The organism is Anaerofustis stercorihominis (assembly GCF_024623185.1).
Taxonomy (GTDB): Bacteria; Bacillota; Clostridia; order Eubacteriales; family Anaerofustaceae; genus Anaerofustis.
The window spans coordinates 1-22,872 of sequence record NZ_JANJZK010000015.1 but is presented as its reverse complement, the minus strand read 5'-3'; the positions used below and the strand labels follow the sequence as shown (position 1 = coordinate 22,872).

General features: G+C 35.1%; 21 protein-coding genes. 2 read left to right on the top strand and 19 right to left on the bottom strand.

Going from position 1 to position 22,872, the window contains the following annotated elements:
* From NSA01_RS08680 to prmA, 4 genes are all read right to left on the bottom strand, one after another.
* Positions 1-222: hypothetical protein (locus NSA01_RS08680; RefSeq protein WP_257481076.1), on the bottom strand; the 222-nt coding region annotated here is incomplete at its 3' end.
* 120 nt (positions 223-342) lie between these two features.
* Positions 343-1,530: an iron-containing alcohol dehydrogenase gene (locus tag NSA01_RS08675; RefSeq protein WP_257481075.1), complete on the bottom strand. Its 1,188-nt coding sequence runs from the start codon at positions 1,528-1,530 to the stop codon at positions 343-345.
* A 50-nt stretch (positions 1,531-1,580) separates the two neighbouring features.
* Complete coding sequence (locus NSA01_RS08670) at positions 1,581-2,282, bottom strand: flavodoxin family protein (RefSeq protein WP_257481074.1); 702 nt, start codon at positions 2,280-2,282, stop codon at positions 1,581-1,583.
* A gap of 1,033 nt (positions 2,283-3,315) precedes the next feature.
* Positions 3,316-4,263, bottom strand: coding sequence for a 50S ribosomal protein L11 methyltransferase (prmA, locus tag NSA01_RS08665; RefSeq protein ID WP_257481073.1), 948 nt, complete (start codon positions 4,261-4,263; stop codon positions 3,316-3,318).
* Between the two features lie 334 nt (positions 4,264-4,597).
* Between prmA and NSA01_RS08660 the strand changes: the two genes are divergently transcribed.
* Positions 4,598-5,485 carry a DegV family protein gene (locus NSA01_RS08660; RefSeq protein ID WP_257481072.1) on the top strand — a complete coding sequence of 296 codons (888 nt, stop codon included), beginning with the start codon at positions 4,598-4,600 and terminating at the stop codon, positions 5,483-5,485.
* 42 nt (positions 5,486-5,527) lie between these two features.
* On the opposite strand, the gene NSA01_RS08655 is transcribed toward NSA01_RS08660, so the two are convergent.
* The 15 genes from NSA01_RS08655 to NSA01_RS08585 form a co-directional block, all read right to left on the bottom strand.
* Entirely contained in the window at positions 5,528-5,752 is a 225-nt protein-coding gene (locus tag NSA01_RS08655) for a helix-turn-helix domain-containing protein (protein WP_257481071.1), read from the bottom strand.
* 29 nt (positions 5,753-5,781) lie between these two features.
* A complete protein-coding gene (locus tag NSA01_RS08650; protein WP_257481070.1) occupies positions 5,782-5,937 on the bottom strand; it encodes a hypothetical protein in 156 nt (51 codons plus the stop codon).
* Between the two features lie 459 nt (positions 5,938-6,396).
* Positions 6,397-7,197, bottom strand: a complete 801-nt coding sequence (locus NSA01_RS08645) for a hypothetical protein (protein ID WP_257481069.1) — start codon at positions 7,195-7,197, stop codon at positions 6,397-6,399.
* A gap of 109 nt (positions 7,198-7,306) precedes the next feature.
* Entirely contained in the window at positions 7,307-8,161 is an 855-nt protein-coding gene (locus tag NSA01_RS08640) for a PhzF family phenazine biosynthesis protein (RefSeq protein ID WP_257481068.1), read from the bottom strand.
* Between the two features lie 499 nt (positions 8,162-8,660).
* Complete coding sequence (locus tag NSA01_RS08635; RefSeq protein ID WP_257481067.1) at positions 8,661-9,695, bottom strand: alcohol dehydrogenase catalytic domain-containing protein; 1,035 nt, start codon at positions 9,693-9,695, stop codon at positions 8,661-8,663.
* Between the two features lie 13 nt (positions 9,696-9,708).
* Positions 9,709-10,767 carry an NAD(P)-dependent oxidoreductase gene (locus tag NSA01_RS08630; protein WP_257481066.1) on the bottom strand — a complete coding sequence of 353 codons (1,059 nt, stop codon included), beginning with the start codon at positions 10,765-10,767 and terminating at the stop codon, positions 9,709-9,711.
* Positions 10,768-10,779: 12 nt separating this feature from the next.
* Positions 10,780-11,835, bottom strand: a complete 1,056-nt coding sequence (locus tag NSA01_RS08625) for a zinc-dependent alcohol dehydrogenase (RefSeq protein WP_257481065.1) — start codon at positions 11,833-11,835, stop codon at positions 10,780-10,782.
* A gap of 19 nt (positions 11,836-11,854) precedes the next feature.
* Complete coding sequence (locus tag NSA01_RS08620) at positions 11,855-12,733, bottom strand: class II fructose-bisphosphate aldolase (protein ID WP_257481064.1); 879 nt, start codon at positions 12,731-12,733, stop codon at positions 11,855-11,857.
* Positions 12,734-12,755: 22 nt separating this feature from the next.
* Positions 12,756-13,853: an NADH:flavin oxidoreductase gene (locus NSA01_RS08615; protein ID WP_257481063.1), complete on the bottom strand. Its 1,098-nt coding sequence runs from the start codon at positions 13,851-13,853 to the stop codon at positions 12,756-12,758.
* Positions 13,854-13,871: 18 nt separating this feature from the next.
* Positions 13,872-14,786, bottom strand: coding sequence for a phosphotriesterase family protein (locus tag NSA01_RS08610; protein WP_257481062.1), 915 nt, complete (start codon positions 14,784-14,786; stop codon positions 13,872-13,874).
* 71 nt (positions 14,787-14,857) lie between these two features.
* Positions 14,858-16,117, bottom strand: coding sequence for a PTS transporter subunit IIC (locus NSA01_RS08605; RefSeq protein WP_257481061.1), 1,260 nt, complete (start codon positions 16,115-16,117; stop codon positions 14,858-14,860).
* 23 nt (positions 16,118-16,140) lie between these two features.
* Positions 16,141-16,449 carry a hypothetical protein gene (locus NSA01_RS08600; protein WP_257481060.1) on the bottom strand — a complete coding sequence of 103 codons (309 nt, stop codon included), beginning with the start codon at positions 16,447-16,449 and terminating at the stop codon, positions 16,141-16,143.
* Between the two features lie 314 nt (positions 16,450-16,763).
* Entirely contained in the window at positions 16,764-18,740 is a 1,977-nt protein-coding gene (locus tag NSA01_RS08595; RefSeq protein ID WP_257481059.1) for a BglG family transcription antiterminator, read from the bottom strand.
* A 482-nt stretch (positions 18,741-19,222) separates the two neighbouring features.
* Positions 19,223-20,260: an NAD(P)H-dependent glycerol-3-phosphate dehydrogenase gene (locus NSA01_RS08590; RefSeq protein WP_257481058.1), complete on the bottom strand. Its 1,038-nt coding sequence runs from the start codon at positions 20,258-20,260 to the stop codon at positions 19,223-19,225.
* Positions 20,261-20,271: 11 nt separating this feature from the next.
* The gene (locus NSA01_RS08585; protein ID WP_257481057.1) at positions 20,272-21,384 is read right to left on the bottom strand and encodes a 4-hydroxybutyrate dehydrogenase; all 1,113 of its coding nucleotides are present in this window, start codon (positions 21,382-21,384) and stop codon (positions 20,272-20,274) included.
* Positions 21,385-21,833: 449 nt separating this feature from the next.
* Between NSA01_RS08585 and NSA01_RS08580 the strand changes: the two genes are divergently transcribed.
* On the top strand, positions 21,834-22,316 hold the full coding sequence (locus NSA01_RS08580) for a PTS sugar transporter subunit IIA (RefSeq protein ID WP_257481056.1): 483 nt from the start codon (positions 21,834-21,836) through the stop codon (positions 22,314-22,316).
* Positions 22,317-22,872 lie beyond the last annotated feature (556 nt).

The window sequence follows — 22,872 nt, the reverse complement described above, 5'->3', positions numbered from 1 at the left end:
CAAAATGCGGGCAGCATTTTGTAGAAAATCCAGTCGCGTTATAAGCATCCGCGGCTTGAGCGGAGATTTTGACTGCTTACCCATTTGCAAAATGGGCTGGATTTTAATAAAAATCCAGATGTGCCTTGGCACATTAAGCAACACGAGCGGATTTGCGTTAGCAAGATTTGCGAGTTTTAAGTTACTTTTATTCACAAATATCGCTAAGGCGATTTTGTTCATGTTGACTTCTGTGCTTTGCACAGTGATATTTTAACTTGGTTAAAATATCTAAAACTCTTTCAGAGTTTTTAGTCAGTCAAAAAGTGCCGGGGTGTAAGGGGCAGCGCCCCTTTATAACCTTTATTTATTAGCACTTACATAAATAGGATATATATCTTCTTCAGTCAAAGGAATGAGTTTACCTACTTTAGTTCCTTTTACATAGAAACATCTGTTTGTAAGTTCTCTAAGCCCCTCTTCGTCCTGGATACCTATTCCAAGCTCGCTGAAACATGTAGGCATATTTATAGATTTAAAGAATTCTACGGTAGCTTCGATACCTTTGTCGGCTAATTCTTCATCAGTACCTTCGGTAATTCCCCATACATTTCTGGCATATCTTGCAAATCTTTCGATGTCTTTATGTTTTACATAATTTGCCCAGTGAGCCCACATCGTGGAAAGAGAAGCACCGTGAGCAACGTCGAATTTCGCACTCAGAGAGTGTCCAAGTCTGTGAGTAGTAAAGTCCATAGGTGCACCAAGCCCTGTAAGACCGTTATGAGAAAGAGAACCTGCCCACATTATTTCGCTCATCGCATGGTAGTCTTCTTTATTTTCACAGGCAACTCTTCCGTTTTTTATGACTACTCTAAGTAAGGCTTCCGCTATTTCGTCGGTCAAATCATTCTGACAGTCCGTAAGATCCGTAAAATATCTATCCATAGTGTGCATCATGATATCCACTACACCGCAGCCTACCTGATAATCTGGAAGAGTATATGTAAGTTCGGGGTCCATTATTGCAAATTTAGGTCTGTTAAAATCAGTTGAGAGACCTCTTTTCATTCCCGTTTCTTCGTTTGTAAGTACCGCAGAATTACTCATTTCACTTCCTGCTGCCGAAATAGTAAGTATAACACCTACGGGAAGAGATTTTTCGACTTTAGCTTTCCCTTCCCAGAAATCCCAAATATCTGTATCGGGATTTGCTACGCCGTGAGCAATACCTTTTGCTGTATCGATAACACTTCCCCCGCCTACCGCAAGGATAAAATCAGCACCGAATTCTTTTGCTTCCTTAACGCCTTGTCTGGCAAGTGACAATCTCGGATTTGGCTTTACACCGCATATCATCTTATATTCGATATTCTCATCTTTCAAAGACTTTTCCACTTTATCCAAAAGTCCGCTTTTCTTAGCACTTTTTCCCCCGTAAACTATATATGCTTTCTTTGCACCGTCTTTCTTCATTTCTTTTCCGACTTCGTTTTCCATACCCTTACCGAAAATTACTTTCGTAGGAGTATAATAATCAAATTTTTGCATAATCTGCCTCCATTAATTTTAATATTATTATATTTTAATTTTTTTATTGATTAGCTTTTCCATGGTCTTACTTTATCGGTATAACCTTGTTCATTCCAGTAATCGACATCTGCTTTATTAAGACCGCCTCTTTTTTGAGCAAGACGTATCCCGTAAAAATAAAGCCTCGATTTTAAATTTACTCTCGTTTTTCCCTCATGCTTTTTAAGCTTCCTCGCTAAAACATCCGTCTTCTTTTCTATTTTAGCTTTTACCTTTTCACTTACTTCACTCCATTTGACCGCATATACAGCTTTGGCATAAATATAAGTCTTCGGTATCCCCCAATAGTCAAGGCTGTCCTTTATATCTTTGCATGCCTTCTTCATTCCTCCGCCTGCCGCAGTTGATATACAGACCGCCTGCTTTTTAAACATCACTGCTTCCGGTCTGTGAACGAGCCATCTATAACCGAAATGATCGAGAAATGCCTTCATGGAACCCGACGAATGATATACATATGTAGGTGTCGTGAATATCAAGACGTCGCTTTCATGAATTATCTCATCAATGGGATGAACCAATTCATAATGAGGACACAGTGTCTCGCTCTTCATAAAACAAGATGTACATCCTACACAAAATTTCGGCATGTCTCTCGGAAGAAATACCTCTTTTATGTTTTCTTCACCGGTAAGTTTCAACGCCAATTTCTTACCTATATTATAAGTGGAACCTTTATGGTTCTGTCCGTTTATAAGTGCTACCTTCAATATTTGTCCTTTCCTTATACTTTTTTATGTAAGGCTGTTGTTTCCTATCCACATCAGGTGCTCTAGTCCTAAAACCATTTATAATTGACAACGCTCATTATATCATGCGTAGTTTTACCAAAGTAAAAAATTACTTATGAAAACTCGAAAATAATTTAAAAGCAAATCCGATGTACAGCAAACTAAGAAATCTTTCTTTTAATATGCCAAGGCACATTTAAATCAAAAATCCAACCCATTTTTCAAATGATTAAGCAGACAAATTCTTTCACTGCGTGGTGATAAGCCTTCGTGGAAGAGATCTTTAACCTACTGAAGACAATCAACCACTATTTACCTAAAAAAGTTATTTACTTATAACAAACTAATAAGCTTTATAATAATGAGATATAGTTACTGAAAAATAAAAACATTCAGCCACAATTTTTTGAAACGACCGTTACCCAGCCCCTCTTTTAAGTAAGTTTTTAATTATCTAAAACTATAAAAATATATATAAATTATTACTTTAATCTTGAATAAAACCCCATATGCAAATGTAATTTCAATTATCGTTACTTAATCATTAAAACTTTATAACTTTGAGATAGTCACAAAATGGGAAAAAGATTATGCTCAATAACCGAAATCTTATAAATAAAATCTGTCTCTTTCTTAAAAACAATAAGAGGTCAAAATCTTAACCAAGATTTTTAAAAATACCGCTAACCCATTTTTTATTTATTAGTCTTATATTTTATTAAATATTATAATTACCCGGCTAAAAAGTCATAATATTTAATCAAATATAGAACTCTTTATATAAAAGGACTGAATATCTCACAAAATTTATCGAACCTCTTACATTAAAAGTTTCAAATAAAAATCTAATTATTCTATTAATGAAAGGGGTGGGATAGCTTCTCTTCCAAGGAATGCGGGCAGCATTCCTCTGGAAATCGAGAAGCGTTTAAAGGCACCGCGCCTAGCGGGGTCCTTTTATCCATATTTTGGACAAGCAAAATATGGTCAGGTTCTTAAGGGCTGAAAGCCCTTATAACTTCATACCAATAACACTATACCACTCACCCATATTATTCACTTCAAGTATCTCAAAATTATTTTCCTTATAACTCTCAACGACAGTATCGATGGTTTCTTTGATTATACCGCTGGAGATGAAGATACCTCCCTTTTTAAGTATCCTGTTCGTGTCGGGAGTAAGTCTTTTTATTATATGAGCAAATATATTTGCAACTATTATATCTGCTTTTATATCTACTTTCTCCGCAAGGTCTCCGATAAAAACATCAAATTTATCTTCAACATGATTTATTTTGGATAGATAAGAAGAAGTTTCAATACACATAGGGTCTATATCGACTCCCGTTACGTGTCTCGCACCTAGCTTAACCGCAGCGATTGAAAGTATCCCGCTCCCACAGCCGACGTCGATAACTTCGTCTCCCTCTTTTATATACTTTTCAAGTCCCATCAAACAAAGCCTTGTGGTTTCATGAGTTCCCGTGCCGAAGCTTGCACCGGGGTCAATTTCAAGGATTATTCTATTTTCTATATTATCATATTCTTCCCAAGTAGGTTTAACTACAAGCTTTTCACCGACTTTGGAAGGCTTGAAATACTTCTTCCAGTTATTTGCCCAGTCTTCTTCTTTTATGTCGTTAAAACTTAAATCAAGGCTTCCGAGGATATCCTCACTATCCACCGCCTTAAGTATATTTAATTTATCTTTTAATTTGCTTATTAATTCATTTTGATTTTCATCTTCCAATATATAAACCTTGACGTTTGTCGGAGTATCTTTTTTCTTCATCAAATCATCGTCAACCAAATCCCAAGTCTCTCTGTTATCGGTTAGGAAGTTTTCAAAATCAGCTTTATCTTCGATTAGGAAACTGTCAATTCCGATTTCCGTCATAGCATTCGTTAGTATATCTATGCCTTCGCTTTTTGTATAAATACTTATTTCGTTATAATCCATTTGCTCTCCTAAAATTTACTTATTTAAATTTATAGACTTTATATTTAATAATGATTAAAATTGCTGATTTATATAATCATAAATACATTTTAATCATTAAAATCTTTTCTGACATTATCTATATCTTAAATGATACAAATCAATATATTATTTCGTTTAAAATATTTTATTTTTTTTTACTTAAAAATCTTTCGCTATTAATTATATATCCAAACAATGATAACTTCAAGAAGAATAATTTTCGATATTATATTAAAATTTAATTAATGTTTTGAAAATTTTATAAATATATAGTATAGTAATTATAGATAAAAAGAAGTTTACGGAGGAAATCATGGCCTTTAAGATAATTACAGACTCAGCAAGTGATGTACCAAAAAATATAATCGACGAATTCGATCTTCACGTTATACCTACTCCCGTTGTTATAAACGAAAAGGATTATTTCGACGGAGAGACGATTTTCCCAAAGGAATTTTATTCGACTCTTGAAGACAATACAAAGGATATTAAGACATATCACATCAATACAGAGATGTTCAAAAGAAATTTTGAACCATATGCAAAAAGCGGAGACAAAGTACTTTATATGTGTTTTTCAACAGGTGTTGCGGGAACGTTCAATGCGGCTAACCTTGCAAAGGACGAGCTTTTAGAAACGTATCCGGATTTTGATATTACAATAATAGATACAAAGTGTGCTTCACTGGGATTTGGTATTCCCGTTTACAAGCTGCTTAAAATGCAGAGAAACGGAGCAGACAAAGAAACGATAATAAGAGCTGCTAAGCACTTCACCGAACACATGGAGCATATCGTAACGGTGGAAACATTGGAATACTTATATAAGGGCGGAAGACTTTCAAGATTATCATTCGTAGTGGGCGGAAGCTTAAATATAAAACCTATGATAGATATAGACGAAAACGGGGCTTTGAAAGCATTTGCTAAAGTAAGAGGCAGAAAAAAAGCCATAAATAAAATAATAGAGCTTGTTGGAGAAAGAGGAAAAGACCTTGAAGACCAAATAATTGGCGTCGTTCACGGAGACAGAGAAGAAGAAGCAAAAGAACTTGCAGAAGTTTTAAAAGAAAAATACAACGTTAAGGAAGTCGTAATAAGCTATGTAGGCTGTGCAATAGGTGCCCATACCGGACCGGGCGTTATAGCGGCAGTATTTGAAAACGAAAGCGACGGAGAATTTAAAAAGTATTTGAATTAAATATTAAAAACAAAAAAGCTATCAGAAATGATAGCTTTTATATTATTTCCTGAAATCTTCATAATCAAAAAATTCAATGATTGACATACCAAATCCCTCGCTTATCTTTTTAATTGTGAATATTCTGGGATTACTGCATCGCTTATTTACTATATTATCTATTGTTGATACAGCTACGCCGGACAATTTAGATAATTTATTTATTGATAAATCTCTTTCACTGCAAAGTTCTATAATCCTGTTCCCGATAATTTCTGCTATTTCCATAATATTCTCCTTAGTATTATAAACTGATTTTAATTTAAAGTTTTTTTATTATCTTCTAATATTCCGATTATCACTTTATTAACTAATTCTTCTCTGCTAAGGTGATATGCAAAACAGCACTTATCCAACTTCTCTTTTGTTCTTTCATCAACGGATAAATCAATATCTTTAAAATTTTGTTTCATTAAATACCTCCTTGTTTGCTTGCCAAACAGAGGTATGCAGTGTATAATATTTACATACTCCGTTTGGGGTTGGTAGTCCACATATACCTTTTGCCTGGTCGTGGGCTACCTTTTTTATTTGTTCAATTCTGCATACTTCTCATCTATCCCATTTCTTAGAAATTCAAAACGATTAACATTTTCTTTTTCACAACAAAAGTCTAAGCTTGCTAATGTTTATTTATCAATTCTAATTCTAAGCATGATATTTTTAGGATTTTCTGAAGGTTTTCTGCCTAATTTAGCCATTATGTAATTTTACACCTCTCTTTCATGTCGCTACTAATAGTATAAATTGTAACGACTAAAATGCCAGGTAGTATTAAGTAGTATATATATAAAATAAAAAAGCCCCATTAATGAGCTTTTTAAAATATATTCTACGATATGAACTGTGTTAATTATTTTATAGTTACACATCTACTTTATCTCATAATCATAATCATTATCTTCACAAATCTCGATTATTTTTTCCAGTAAATTTAAACTGCACCCACTTCCGATTATAACTTTCTTAAGTCTTAAATCAACCTTATCGTAAGGCACGTTCAACCCGAGATAACCGCTTCGCATTTTTATATCGGGGTACAGTTTCCCTCCCGTTATATCCTTATCTGAATAGAATGAATATAACATCCTTATCTCATTTTCCTTGGTGGAATTCAAATATCCGTTCATTGGATTTTTTACGACGAAAGGAAGGACAGCCATTGGGATATTGGTGATAATTCCTTCATCCAAAGCATTTAAAGAATTGATTATCAAATTCGTGAAAGGTATCTTTTTTTTCTCGATATAATCTATGGGATATAGCATATCGAGGTCTAAAGACTGGAATACTATACAAAGCCCGTTTCCGTCATTTGCATATATATCCCACATATAATCGTTATATTTATATGAAAAACAGCACACATCGTACATCTCTTTCATTGAGCCGTTGAGATACTCTATCTCTTCCCTGCTTAGATTTGTATTACGCTGAGTCTTTCTTATATTATATTCTATCTTATATTCCGTAGGGTCGTTTAAATATCTGTAATAGCTGAACCACAAAGTACCGTTCTTGAGCGACTGCAGTTTCAAAAGATTTTCTTCTTCATTATCATTGAATTGAATGAATTTATAAATACTGCTGTCATTAAGCAAATATTTTAAATATCTTATTTTATACTCCGTTGCGGACTTTACCGATTTATTGAAATAATCCTTATAAAACATATTTCTATCCTTATATAAATAATCTACCTTTTATTTTCTCTAAAAGATAAATTAATTATCCACTTACTTATTAAGTATTTTGAATAAAAATTTAATTTATTTAAAATATTTATTTCAACAATTCACATTTTAAAACACTCTTTGCACTGCCCCCTACTTTTATCTTATTTTCATCTATCATCGTTTTTATAACAGACTTTCTATTCATCTTTTCCCCTTGTATAAAGGTACTCACTACTCCCTCTTTTATCAAACCATACTCTTTTAAATAATAAGTCAAAGCACCGTTTGCAGTGCCGGTTGCAGACTCTTCATCTATACCGACCAAAGGTGCAAAATCCCTGCAGTATGCGGTTATCCTATCATCACCTAAACAAAAAAGATGAAATCCCGTGACATCATATCTTTTAGAAATATCTACTACCAAATCTCTGTTCATCAAAGCAAAGTCTAATGTTTTTCTATCCTTTACGGGAAGCATGATATCCCTAAGCCCCGTATCGGCGATCATAGGTCTTAAACTATTTACCTTATCAATTTCGGATAAATCAAAGGCTTCATATAATTCGTTTATTTCTTCTCCTTTAAATTCATACATTGTCTTAGGAGTTGCCATATCCATCCAGACTAAATCTTTTTTTACTTCGACATTTAATCTTCCCGCCAAAGTATCGATAATATAATCCCCTTCATCTATATAACCATGCTCCCTTAATAAACAAAAAGCAGAAATAGTTGCATGTCCGCACAAATCCACTTCCGATACGGGAGTGAAATATCTTATTTTAAGTTCATTTTCTTTTATCTTTTTCACAAAAGCAGTCTCGGAATGCTTTAATTCCGAAGCTAAATTTATCATAAAACTTTCACTTTGATAATCTTCGGTTTCGGATAAAATAACAACTCCCGCCTGATTTCCTTTAAACATTTCACTTGTGAAAGCATCGACTATAAATATATCCATTTTTTATTATTTCCTACAGTAAATTTTTCTTATTATACAATATAACATAAACTATTAAAAGATTTATTTTCTTTTGCATAAACGATTTTATTTATTTTATATCAAATAAAATCATAGAAAATATTCTACAGCTTTAATGAATATCTGTTTAATGAGATATTTTTTACAAAATAACAACTAAAATTATATGGTGATAATCATACTACATAATATAAAATACCATAGTATATACTGATTTTTTAAAGACTGAAAAATATAGAAAGTTTTATATATTTTAAATGAAAAAACCATGAATTATACTTAAAGTAAAATAAACAATAGATATTTAAAAATAAAAAGTAGGATAATATTTAAATAGTATACCAAATAAAACAAAACACCCTAAGTATAAAAGGTGTTTTGTTTTATAAATCTATCCTGATTTCATATATAGTAAAATACTAAAATAATATGATACAAAGTAAATCGTGTCATAATATTTTTATTTATTACCAATGATTTAAGGCTTCATCACTACTTTTAAAGCTTCTCCCTTTTTTATAAGAGAAACTCCTCTTTCCATATCTTTTAAAGGGATAACATGTGTAACTATATTGCCCTTAAGCATTTTATTGCAGACTATATCGAAAGCTTTGGAGAATATCGAAAATCCATATCCGAAAGCACCTTTTATGGTAAGTTCTCGATAATGTATTAAATTGGCGTCCAGTTTTGTCCATGGATTGGATTTATTAAGCCCTCCAAACAATACAAGAGTCCCTCTTTTTTTAAGCATCCTAAGTCCCTGATAATGAGCATCTGCGGAAGGAGCAGCAACTATTACATAATCGGCACCGGTTCCTCCGGTAAGCTCCATGACTTTTTCTATAGGGTCCCATTTGGAAGAGTCTATAAAATCCGTACCGCTGAATTGTTTACACATTTCAAGACGGGAAGCTTTCAAATCGACCATTATTATTTTCTTTGCCCCCTTTAGTCTGGATATCTCGGAATGCAGACACCCTATGGGACCTGTCCCGATTATAACAACAGTCTGATCTATACCCACTCCCGCATTTTCCTGTGCATTTAGTACGGAAGAAAGGAGCTCTACTGTAACTATATCTTCGCTCTTTATATCTTTTGGGACTTTTAATATAAGCCCTCTGTCAATACCCTCTTTCGGAACAGCCATATACTCCGCCATACCTCCAAGCAAGTCCTGACCATAGGTCTGTCGGTTTTCACAAAGAGAGTGTAATCCCTCATGACAATATATACATTTTCCGCAGGGTATACCCGGATGCATCATTATCCTTTCCCCTACTTCATATCCCTCTACATCTTTTGACACTTCTACTATCCTTCCCACATTCTCATGTCCCAGCACAGCGGGGTATTTGACGTTATGATGCCCGAACTCGTATGTCCTAACATCACTCCCACAACGCCCCACGGCTTCCATTTTCAGTAAAAGACCTCCTTTGGGACATTTCGGTGTTTCTATTTCCTCATAATCGAACCTGCATTTTCCTTTTAATACCAGTGCTTTCATATCATTCACTCCTTTATTCAAGTCTTGTCCATACTCTTAGGTTCTTTTCTTTATTTGCATATCTCATGAGTTCGTCGGTCATCATCTGAGATGCCCATTTTTTTACATCCGAGGATATGCCTCCCATATGAGGAGTTATGAGTATATTATCCATTTTTAACAGAGGATGATTTTTCGGTGCGGGCTCATCCCACATGACATCGATTGCCGCAAATGCTATTTTCTTTTTTTCGAGAGCGTCTATAAGTGCCTTCTGGTCTACAACGGCTGCTCTTGCTGTATTGATAAAGTACGCATCGCTTCTCATCAAATCAAACCATTCATCATTTATCATTGACTTTGTATCCTCGGTAACATTTAGGTGTACACTGACAAAATCACATTTAGGAAGCATGTCCCTGTAATCATTTGCTCTTATTACCCCCAGTTTACCAAATATTTCATGATTTTGGAAGGGGTCATAAGCTATTACATTCATCCCCATGCCCCTGCATATCATCGCTACATTCTGCCCTATGGCACCAAGTCCGATAAGCCCTATTGTCCTTTCATATACATCGATGCTCCATGGATAAGAAGACCTTGGATTTTCCCTGTCTTTAAAACGCCATATGACGTCTTTTCTTTCGGGGACGTCGTATATATCTTTTTCATCAGCAAGAAATCTACCTTCCATAAGTCCATGATATGTAAAACCTATCCTCTTGCATATTGAAAGCAGCATTCCGACAGTATACTCCGCGACCGTATGTGCATTCCTCCCCGGAGCGTGGACTATAGGTATGCCATTCTCCTTTGCGGCTTTCCAGTCTATATTGTTAGGCGTCGCTCTGGCACATCCGAGCAGTTTCAAACCATTTTGGGAAAGTGTATCTATGCATTCTTTTGGCATAGGGTCGGTATATATACATACAACTTCATGACCGTTACACTCATTTATGATATCTTCCATTGTAGGGAGATAATCGCTTCCCGTCCACGGCAAGATTTTTATATCATATTTTTCTTTTATTTTATTCAAATCATCTGGCAATAACTCCGCACTAAGTGCAAGTTTGATTTTTTCGCTCATCTTTATCTCCTTTTAATCCTTATGTAAAAGTACGCTTACTCTGTATTTACCGGGTGTTGAGGCTTCCTTAAAAGCTTCATTGATATCTTCCAAATAATATTTATTTTTTTCTATGAGGGGTTTTACATCTATCTTATGAGTATTTAAAAGCTTGGAAGCTTCAAGAAACTCCTTAAGATCAGCCAAATAAGTTCCTATGATCTCCATTCTTCTGTAGTGGATATCATTTGCTGTTATACCAAGCTGAGGGGGCGGATAATTTGCTGCGAATACGAGAAGTCTGCCGTCCATTTTTTTAAGCATTTTTGACGCTTGGATATTTGCATTTGTATTCCCGACCGCAACGATTACACAGTCTGCACCTTTATTATCCGTAAACTCCATTACTTTTTTTACAGCGTCATCTTTTGTAGGGTCGACAGTCCTAAATCCTGCCTTTTTCGCTGTTTCAAGCTTATTTTCCATCATTTCGCTTACTATTACTTCTCCGCCGTATGCCCTTACTGTCATAGCATTAATCATTCCCATAGTACCGGCACCTATGACCACTACTTTTTCAAAAGGTTTAAGTCTTAATTTATTTATACCTTTAATAACAGTAGCCACAGGCTCTAAAAATGCCGCTTCACCGGGTGTTAAGTCCTTATTCATTTTTATCACGCTCGTTACAGGTCTAACAAAATAATCTGCAAATCCCATTCTGCCCTTATATTTACCATGCTCGTCATATGAAGCCCTTACTTTACATTCGCTTTCTCTCCCGCTTCTGCAAAATTCACACGACCCGCAGTAATTATTTGCAATAGCAACAAAATCTCCGATTTCCAAATCAACCACATCTCTGCCTTTTTTTATGACTATCCCGCTTGCTTCGTGACCTCCGCTTACGGGATAGCCGTTATGCTCCCTTAGCCCCAGCCACTGAGTATAATCTGCGGTACATATATTACACGCCAGCTGTTTTATAAGCACCTCATTATCGCTTACTTCCGCTAAGGGCATTTCATGAACTTCGGCTCTGCCTTTCTTAACAAGACAGCCAAATCTTATATTTTTGATTTCTTCCATTTTTCTCATCTCCAAAGTATCACGCTTTATTTCTTCCGCCAAACAGTTCCATATAATGAGCCAGTAAATCTTTATAACCCTTCAGCCCCTTATCCAAGCATGTATTCACAAACACAGTCCTATTGCCCTTATATATTACATTCATTTGTTCATCGAATATTTCGCCCTGATTATTTATATATTCACCGGCTGATTTGATATATGCACTTGATAAATCAGTAGACAAATTGACTTTTTGTATCCCTGTCTCTACGGCTTTTCTCAATTTATCATCGCCTGTCCCCGAACCGCCGTGAAGGACGAGAGGTATATCCACCGCTTCATTAAGTTTTTTAAGTAAACCAAAATCAAGTTTTGGAGTTCCTTTATATACACCGTGAGAAGTCCCTACCGCAACCGCGAGAGCATCCACTTCGGTCCTTTTCACATATTCCGAGGCTTCTTCGGGTCTTGTTAGTCCGCTGTCTCTCGTCTTATCGTATTCAAAACCCTTTCCCACATGCCCCAGTTCGGCTTCAACACTGACACCTACGGGGTGTGCGGCTCTTACGACTTCTTTAACATATCTTATATTTTCTTCAAAAGGAAGAGTAGATTTGTCTATCATCACGGAAGTAAAACCGCACCTTACAGCCCTCATAGCCGTATCAAAGTCAGCTCCGTGGTCAAGGTTCAGTGAAACCGAAACATGTTCGTATTTATCTTTATAGTACTTCACCAACGACGCAATTTCTTCCATAGGTACATACGAAGTCGCGGAAATGATTATCGGAGCATTTAGGCTTTCCGCCGCCTCAAAACACGCTTTTACGCTCCTGTCATTAAAAACATTGGCAGACGCAACGGCATATGTTTCTTTTTTTGCTTTATTTAAGAGTTTATCCATACTAACTAACATAATTTTCCTCAATTCTTTGTTATTATTTTAAACCGTCAAGATACCTTTTTCTTCCCGGACATTTATCAAAACCACTGCTCCACATACATTTACTGCAATTAAAACACTGTGATATTTTCCTTTTTTCTTTTATCTTGTTTACGAATGCCGGGTCGCATAAAAGACCTCTGCCCACAGCCGCAAAATCGCCGTACCCTTTTGATACCACAGTATTTGCATCATTACCGTTCCTTATTCCTCCGACGGCTATTACCGGGCAGGATACATTAGGTCTGATTTTTGAAGCCGCCCATATCCTGATATTAAAAGGAAAGTCATCAGGAGGCTTCTTCATGATATTTTCACTCATATATCCGCTGGAGCCGAAACCGGTAGACACGTGAATGACATCGGCACCGCCCATATCAAACATCTTTGCGATTTCTATCCCCTCATCTATAGTCGGTTCATCATAACCCATCCTCACTGAAATAATAAAATCATTACCACATTCTTTTCTTATTCCTCTTATAATCTCCAATGGAAGTTTCATTCTCTTTTCCAAGGTCCCGCCGTATTCGTCTTTTCTCTTATTGGACACGGGGGAAATAAAATTACTTAATAAATAAGAGTGAGCACAATGTATTTCAACGCCATCATACTTTGCATTTTTCGCTCTTATTGCAGCTTTTATAAACTTTTCCTTTATTTCTCCTATCTGAAACAAACTCATTTCTTCAGCCTTAAATGTTTTATTTATTATGTTTCCCTCAAAATCGGAAGGAGCTATATTTTCACTCGTTATTCCTTTTATACCCGCATGATTAAGCTGTGCCAATACCGTGCAGTTTTCACCATGAATGACATCAGTCAACTTTCTATGTCCATCTGTATGTTCATCGCTCCAAAGTCCAAGCTCACCTTTTGTCAGCCTGCAGTTAAGATTATCATCTACGCATATCGCTTCGACAATTATAAGCCCGACTCCTCCTTTTGCTCTTGATAAGTAATGTTCGATGAGCCTATCGTTCACGTTTCCGTCTTTGATGTCATAATTGAAACTGACCATTGCAGGCATCACTATTCTGTTTTTTATTTCATGACCCTTTATTGTAATGGGAGAAAATATATTTAAACTCATTATAGTCACTTACTTTCTTTAAAAACATCCGTAGACATTCATTGGATTATTAATAAATATTTGTTTTATATCTTCTTCGCTAAGTCCGCATTCTTTCTTAAATCTCGGTATGAATTTCTTTAATATATATTCAAGCCCCGGTCCTCCGCCGTAAGCTTTATAATAGGTATATCTTCCGAAATCGGCACTTATGAATATTCGATTTAACTTATCCATATCAAGTAAATCTTTAAGCACTCTTATATTTTCTTCCAAAGGATATCTGTAAAGCCTTGCAAGGTTATCTACCGATATATAACAGCCCCTCTTTGCGATTTCTTTATAATCGTAAGTATCGGGATTTCTGTCCACGTGACCTAAAACTACTTTTGATAAATCCGCTCCGTTTCTTTCAAGTATATCGAGTATCTCCATACCCATTATCCCTCCGTGGTGTATCCATATGGGAGCGTTTGTTTTACCCTGAGCATATGCGGCAGCCTTCAAACACTTTTCTTCATTTTCATGTATGAATAAAGGTGAGACCGCACATTTTATCTGCCCAGCTTTGATATCAGTACCTTCCATACCGAAATCTATATCATTAATGAAAACTTCGGCAAGTCCTTCAATACTAATATCTTTTATATTTTTCGGATTATGGTCGTGTAAATAATATCCGGTCGTAGCTATCAGATTTACCCCTGACTCCTTACTAGCCTTATACATCATTTTGGGATCTCTGCCGTAATCAATGGCGGTGCCTTCGACCAAAGTAACGCCTCCCGCTTCTTTGAAACTCTTCAGCTCTTCAATAGTCAAATCGATATCCGTAATTGCTAAAGTCGGATCCTTTTTTGACGTGTAAGGTGAGCAGTATATGTGTTCGTGAGTATATGTCATACCTATTTTATCGGATGATATATCACCGAGTACCGTTCTTATTTTATTCATTTTTTATCCTCTCAAAGTTTTGACAAATATGCATAGCATATTTGTCAAAATCAATTAATATATCATTACGGTCAGAATATAAATGTAACTATCTTATGTAGTATATATCCTACCCATTCAAAGCCTATACAGTATCCGCCGATAGTAGTTCCTTTTACAAATTCGAAACCGACATTTGAAGCCATTTGTGTAAACAGTGGAGCAAGGTCGGTAACCATATAAAGTGCAAGTGAGAATGATATTATCGAAATCAGTATAGTCCTGAAAGCATTATGTCTCGAACCGTATACTATACCTATTACCCAGTACGGAAGTGAAGGTAAATCGGTAAATGGAAGGAATTTATTTCCCGGAAGGATAACCGCTAAGAAGAGTACTATAGGTATACCTATAAGTCCCATTGTTATAACTTCTTTATCTCCCATAAGCATACAGTAGTCCATTGCAAGGTTGAATTTTCTGCCCGGGAATTTACTTGTCATAAATTCTCTTGCCGCATCTGTAAGAGGTGCCAAGCCTTCCATCATTATGGAAACCATTCTTGGAAGGAGATACATAGCAGCTGCCATGTTTATCCCTACACTTAGGATATTTTCCCACGTATATCCCGCTACTGCAGATAACAGCCCGCCGAGGATAAATCCCAAAATCGCCGGTTCTGCGAAGAAAGATATACTTGAAGGAAGCTGGTTTAAGTTAAAATTGATTTTATTGATAACAGGTATCCTGTCTATTACCCAGTTACAAGCCCTTGAGAAAAGCAGCTGAATAGGGAAACTCTGTGTGGTAAAACTAAGCCCTCGCCACTGTTCTCCTCCGAAATCAACTACTACGTCTTCCTGCCTTTCCGCAAGTATGGTGTTTATCATCATAAACGCAGTTGCTACTATGATACCTATTATCATGCTTCCTGTCGCAAAGTATGACATTGTACCGATCAATATATGATGCCAATAGTTGAATATATCAACGTTTAATGTATGAGTCCAGTTTAAAATAAGGAATATTGCATTTATTGCCAAAAAAGTCACGATACAGGCTACTACGAACGTACCGTTACCGAAGGAAATCGCCGAACCTGCGGGCCAGCCTACATCTGTTATATTAAGTGTCAGGTTGAACTTCTTCTGCAGTCCCTCTACTATTCCTCCCAAATTATTGCTGATAAGTCCGATTGCCAAATTGATACCTGTAAATCCGATACCTACAGTTAAACCTGCCCTTATGGCATTTTTTATCTTCATCCTAAATACTAAACCAAGAATAAGTATTACCAGCGGCATTATTACAGCTGCGCCTAAACCTAAAATGGTATTAACGATATTTAACATTTTTGTTCTCTCCTTTCTTTATTTTATTGCGTTTTTAAATAATCCGCGATTTCATTAAGCATTTCCTGTCTGCCCACACCCGTAAGCAGAGGTATACCGTTCATAACTTTTATGTCCCCGATATTATGTACGGTCTCTAAAGAAGCCGTAGCTACGATTATGGACGGATGCATTGATTCCACGAGACCGTCTATTTCTCCGAGGGAACATGTCCTCACGTTCACATTCATACCCATATCCTTCAAGCTGGAAGTTAGGGAAGCAGCTATATGCGACGAGGTTGCTACCCCGCTCCCGCATGCGGATAAAATCGTATAAGTTTTTTCTGACATTTTTATATCCTCCTTTCAGAAAAATTTATTTTATTTGTATGTCTTAAACATTTATGACCATATTTAAATCGTTTACAATAACAATAGTTTAAATTCAAAATTTATATTGTTTTCACTTAAGAACTTTTTTATTCTTCCTCTTTATTTATCGGAGATAATAGTAAATTTTACGTACCGGGTTTACAGTACATAAAACCGGACACTGAAGTTTCATACTTGGTTTTATATAATTCACTCTCATCTCTTTATTTAATAGGAGGGTTTATGCAAGCATAGTTATTCAACTATGGATGATAACGAATTTATATTTGACTTTATATTTCTTTTAGTATGGATATAAAGTGTTCATAATCCTTTGAAAGTATGAGCCTTGTAACCCTCTCGGGATTATTGGCAAGTTCTACGGTTATATTAAAAAGATGTCTTATATATTTAAGGTCTTCTTTTCTTATTGACATAAGGAATATCACTTGAACGAAAGCACTTCCCCATTTTATAGCTTTATCTAATATTGCAACGCTGATGATTGTTTTATTAGACGATGACTCCAAAGGATGAGGCATTGCAAGTAAATTACCGAAAGTAGTAAAAGATATCTTTTCCCTTTGAAGGGTCTTATCCAAAAAGTCGGATTTCACATATCCTTCCGCTTCGAGAGCTTCGGTCATCTTAGTTATCGCTTCGGTATAATTCTCAGCCTTTAAATTCTTAAAGAAGAATTTTTTATCGAAGTAAGAATCGACACCGTTAGGCAAAGGATTTGAAAAAGTCTTGTTTTTTATGCTTACTATCATCGAATTTATAGATGTTATATCGTTTGAATCAAGCATAGGAGAGATTTTAACTACAGGCAGATGGCAATCATCAAACATATACTTGGAAGCCGTGGTTATTATACCTAAGGGATTATCCTTCATTATTTCATCCAAGCTGTACGCAGAGTAAGGACCGACCAAGTTGAATTTATTGGAAAATTTTGATTTTATCCTAGCCATTAGAAGTGTACTCGTTCCGTGGTTGGTATTACTTACAAGTGCCACGGTAATGCTGCTGGAATTCATATTGCTTTCCATCCTCTCTATCGCAGCCCCGAGATAAGCGGTTATATATCCCAGTTCATCTTCGTTCAATTTGACATCAAACATCTCGTAAAAGCATTCATACAGATAAAGAGACATTTCAAAGACGAATGAATATTCTGTCTTAAGAAGCCCGAGTATGGGATTACTTCCCGCCGGAGGCTCTCCTTTTTGCTTTATCATATATTTTATATGTGAACAAAGTCCTACTCTTAGCTCTTCATCCTTAGATAAATCAAGACCGAAATTATCTTTTATATCATTAAGCAGAGAATCCACAATAGCCATAAAGTGGTTTTTATCGGAACCGCTGTTTGTTTCTCTTTCCTTTTTGTTTTCTGTCACCACTCTCATTAGAGAAAGCTGAATCATCAAATCGAGGATTTCCGCATCGTTCAAATGAAGCCCCAGCTTATCCTTCAAATTTTCTGCAATTTTAAAAGCAAGTTTGCTTTTATCGTCATTGATCGAATAAGTTTCGCTCTTCTGCAGTATAAGTGAATGTCCTGTGCTTATCCGATTGTGTTTTATCGCCAAGTATACAGCTAGGTGAATTATATCTTCGTCGGTCATTATCGAACCAAACTCTTTTAATGACATCAGAATACATCCCATGATAGTTTCAAGTATATTTTTATCAAAATAGTTATAATAATTGCTAATCATTAAATAACTGGGATCCATCCTGTCGAGGATAAGTTCTTTTAAGAGAAACCTTCTGGACTCTTCCTGACCTTTTGTCCAAATAAACCCTTGTTTTCTTTTTATAACAAAAGGATCTTTACGATTTTCAAGTACGCCCCTTATCTTTTGTATAGTGCTTTCCAAGGTCGGCATGCTTATAGCGAGTTCGTCTGCAAGCTCCCATAGCTTTTTGGGATTTGATTCATCCACCTGCATAAGTCTTATGCTTAAATACCTCAGTCTCTCTTCGGGAGTTATGGGAAGGTTTTTTTTATTAAACAAAAGTTTATTAAGCATTTCGGAATTGGATGATTTGAGCCTGTAACCGTTCTGTCTTGAAGATTCTATAAGATTGGAGCTTCCTTCCATAGCACTGTTTATAGCGGCAATATCGCTTCTTACAGTCCTGTCGGTTATCCCCATTTCTTTTGCTATCCTTGAACCTTTTATCCAGCCGTCTTCGGATAAAAGCATTTTCAATATGTTTTTCTGCCTCAAAGGAATATTTAAAACTTCTTTTTCTTTCATTTTGAAGATTTCCTTCCTACGTTTATTTACGCATATATCTTATTAAAATACAATCCGACTTCTTTCCTAATATTTAGGAATATATACGCATTAAATATTATCATTCCCTTGAAATTTGAATTTTAATATTATATTAATATTATAAGAAGTATAACTACTCAAAAAAAAGTTTATATTTCCTAACGGTTAGGAAGTATAAACAAGATAAAAGGATATTTGATACTACCATATAAACTAAAAAATGTTTTTAATACCTTTATTTATAAAGAAAATTTTAGATATAGTTTATTTTATATATATTATCCTTTTATAAAAGACTGATTGATTTAACTTAGTTATATATGAACTTTTTATATATAGAAAGTATTCATTTTATGATATCCGTTTCCTAAACATTAGGAAAAATTTATTATAAATCCCGTCACTTCCCTAAATTTTTTCTTTTTATCATAATAAAAAAAGAAACGGCATGACCGTTCCTTTTATAATTCTTTTTCTATTTCAAATTTCTCCCAAGGGATATCTACCATAGCTTTATTCGTTATTATATCATCCACATGGAGAAGCAAAGGGAAATCTTTTTTATCTATCTTATTTCTCCTGATGAGTTCTCTTACAGCCGAAGCTGCTCTTGAAGCTATTACCACGGATTCCAAAGTCACACCTTTCAGAGTATCCAAAGCTTCATCGATATCAAGTCCAGCACCTAACAGTGTACCTATTTTTCTCGTTCTTCCTCCGAATACTGTCACATATAAGTCTCCTGCTCCGAAAACGATATTTTCTTCATTTCCACCCAGTATTTTTATAAGCTTCATCATTTCCCTCACGCTCTGTCCGAATAAAGCTGCCTGTGAGTTATAATGAATAACCCCCTTACCGTCCTTCTTTTCGCTTATGCCTACGGCAAGAGTTACCGCAAGTGCATATATATTTTTAAGTGCGACGGCACTCTCAACTCCCCTAATATCCTCGGAAATGCTTATATGATAATAATCTGTCTCAAGCATTTTTTTTAGTTTTCTTAGAATGTTTATGTCACTTCCGCAGAAACACACATGAGTATTATCCCTATCTGCCAGCTCATAACTTGTACAGGCACCTCCTATTGCATTTAAACTTTTATATGAATTGGTATGTTTTTCGTAGTACTCCGGATATGTAAGCATATTCCCGTCTCCCAAATCTATCATACCCTTGGTTACCGACAGCACAGGGATATGATTTGGTATTTTGGGAAGGACTTCCTTCAAAAACCAGTCTACTCCGAAACTGCTCACGCCTCCGATTATCAAATCACTTCCTTTTATTGCCTCTTCCATTTCATCGGTATTATAAAATTCGATACCTTTTGGAAGATATCTCTTCAGTGTTATATGATAACCCGTAAGCTTTGCCTGTTCTATTATATCCTTGTCCAGCGGTGTACCTACAATCCTTATATCGTGCTTGTTATCTGCTGAAGGAAAAGAAAGTGCACTTCCCATCATTCCGGCACCTATTATTGTTATAACGCTCATTTTTATTCTCCTTAGTATAATTCTTTATAGATTTTTAGAACCCTTTCTTCATCCAGCTTTACAAAATTATTTTTCATTAGTCTTCCTTGATTTTCTATCACAGATTTTGCAAAGGTTTCGAGTTCCGCTTCTTTTACTCCGTACTCGGATAAACTTTTTTTGATAAGGATACATCCTAGAAGTTCTTCCAGCTTTACAAAAGCTTCTTTTTTACCGCACCCCAAAACATCACTTATAAAACTTTCCAATATTTCTATTTCCCCGTCCGTCTTTATTTCAAGATAATTGCTTATCACTCCGCTGAAGACAGCATAATTTGCTTCTCCGTGAGGAACGTGATATTTTGCTCCAAGAGGATAACTCAAAGCATGTACGGCGGCACAGCCGGCATTTGAAAAAGCTATACCTGCGAGTAAGCTCGCAAGAGAAAAATCATCTAAAAGTTCTAACACATAATCTTCGCCTTTTTCTCTAATCAAAGTATATCCCTTTAAAATCATCTCGATTGCTTTGTAGCTGAAAATCCTCGTAATTTCATTCCCATTTGGAGAAATAGCTGATTCTATGGCATGTATCAATGCATCTATAGAACTTGATGCAAAAACCTTGAAAGGAAGTCCCTTCAATAGTTCGGGAATAAGTACCGCACTGTCGGCAAACATCTCCTTTGAAGATAAGCCCTTCTTTGTACCTAAACCTATAAGCTCCAGTATAGCTATATTTGTAATTTCACTTCCGGTCCCGCAGGTGGTAGGGACCAATATAAGCTCTTTATCTTTGATAGGCTCAAATTTCCCCTCGTATAAATCTACTACCGGAGTTACTCTTCTTAAACAGAAAAGCTTTGCTATGTCAAGGACAGAGCCTCCTCCTATCGCTATTATCCTTTTGGGCGTGCCAATTATGTCTTTATAGATCCTTTCTACCTTTTCGTCGCTGGGTTCCCCCTGACCATACGTTTCATAGAATTTGATTTGAGATTGTAGCTCCAATCCTTTTAAATTGAAGTCATAAACGGGTTTTGTCGTCAGTATAAAATCATCCTTTCCCGGTTTAAAATCATTTATAAAGTCTCTTACGGTATCGAATTTATAAACGCTCGGTCTAACCATAAATCCATTCATATTATCTGCTCCCTTTTTTTAATATTTATTTTGTTTCATTAATTCTACATCTAAATCGATACAAACGAATTATGTAAGATTTCCGTTATAAAGGAATAATAGGAAAAGTTTGAATACTAAATTTATGATAAAAAATCAAATCAATAAGAATATAATTTTTTTATAAAGCAAGCTAAACCTTTTATTTAAAGAGTTTGATAAAATATTTTGATAATAATACGATTTTCAAAGATATAAACCATACTTAGGAAAAGTTTTCCTAAGTACTTTTATTGGGAAATCATAGGAACTTACAGAGGCAAAAGCTTATTTAAAAATAAATTTATTTATGCTATAATTCAAAATCATACCACTTCTTTATTTTTAACTAATATCTTAACAAGGTATTTAACTTAAATTGCTTTTGTTTACGCCAAGCAAAAGCAAATCTATCAAATGAGGTAAGCAAAATGGATAAAGAAAAAACAAAAAAAACGGATATAGGAGATTTACTTTATGAAGATTTGGTTTTATTTGATGTAGAAGCAAACAGCGAAGAAGAGCTTCTTACGACCTTATCTAAAGTCGTATATAATAAAAATTTTGTTAAAAACAGTTTTAAAGATGCAATAATAAAAAGAGAAAAGATATTTCCCACCGGGCTGCCTTCTCCGGGCGTCAAAGTTGCAATACCCCATACAGATGTAGAACATGTTCTGACTTCATGCATAACTATTGCAAAGCTGAAAAAGCCTATTCAATTTATAGAAATGGGGACTTCTTCAAAAAGACTCGATATAGAACTTGTTTTCATGCTTGCGGTAAATGCTCCGAAAGACCAGCTGAACGTACTTCAAAAAATAATGTGTACCCTAAGCAATGAAAAGGTATTGCTTGAGTTAAAAAAAGCCGATACTCCAAAAGAAATAATCAAAATAATAAAAGATCAATAAATTATATGAAGATAAACTTTAACCGGGTTTATCTTTTTTATATAATCAAAAAGACAAATTGTAATAAAAGTATTTGTCTTAATACTGATTATAATAAGTACACAATCTTATCATGATTATATATATTTATTTTCATTTATAAACTTATTATATATTAGTATATATTCGCTATGTCAGTATTTTTAAGATAACTAATGACTATATATAAAATAACCCTTTGGTTTTCCCCTCTATAAAATCATTAGCTTCGCTAATTTTTTATGTTTTATTCATACTTGTAATTTTAGTTTTTTATCTGTAATTACCGACCATTCGCAAAAATAACTTCGTTATTTTCCGCTCATATGAATTTTCAAGCTTTGCTTGATTTTGTTTTTAGATGTAATATTTACATAACAAGCATTATTAAGCTTGTGCTCGTAAAGTCAGTATTTTTTATATAGCTACCGACCATTCGCAAAAATAACTTCGTTATTTTTCGCTCATATGAATTTTCAAGCTTTGCTTGATTTTGTTTTTAGATGTAATATTTACATAACAAGCATTATTAAGCTTG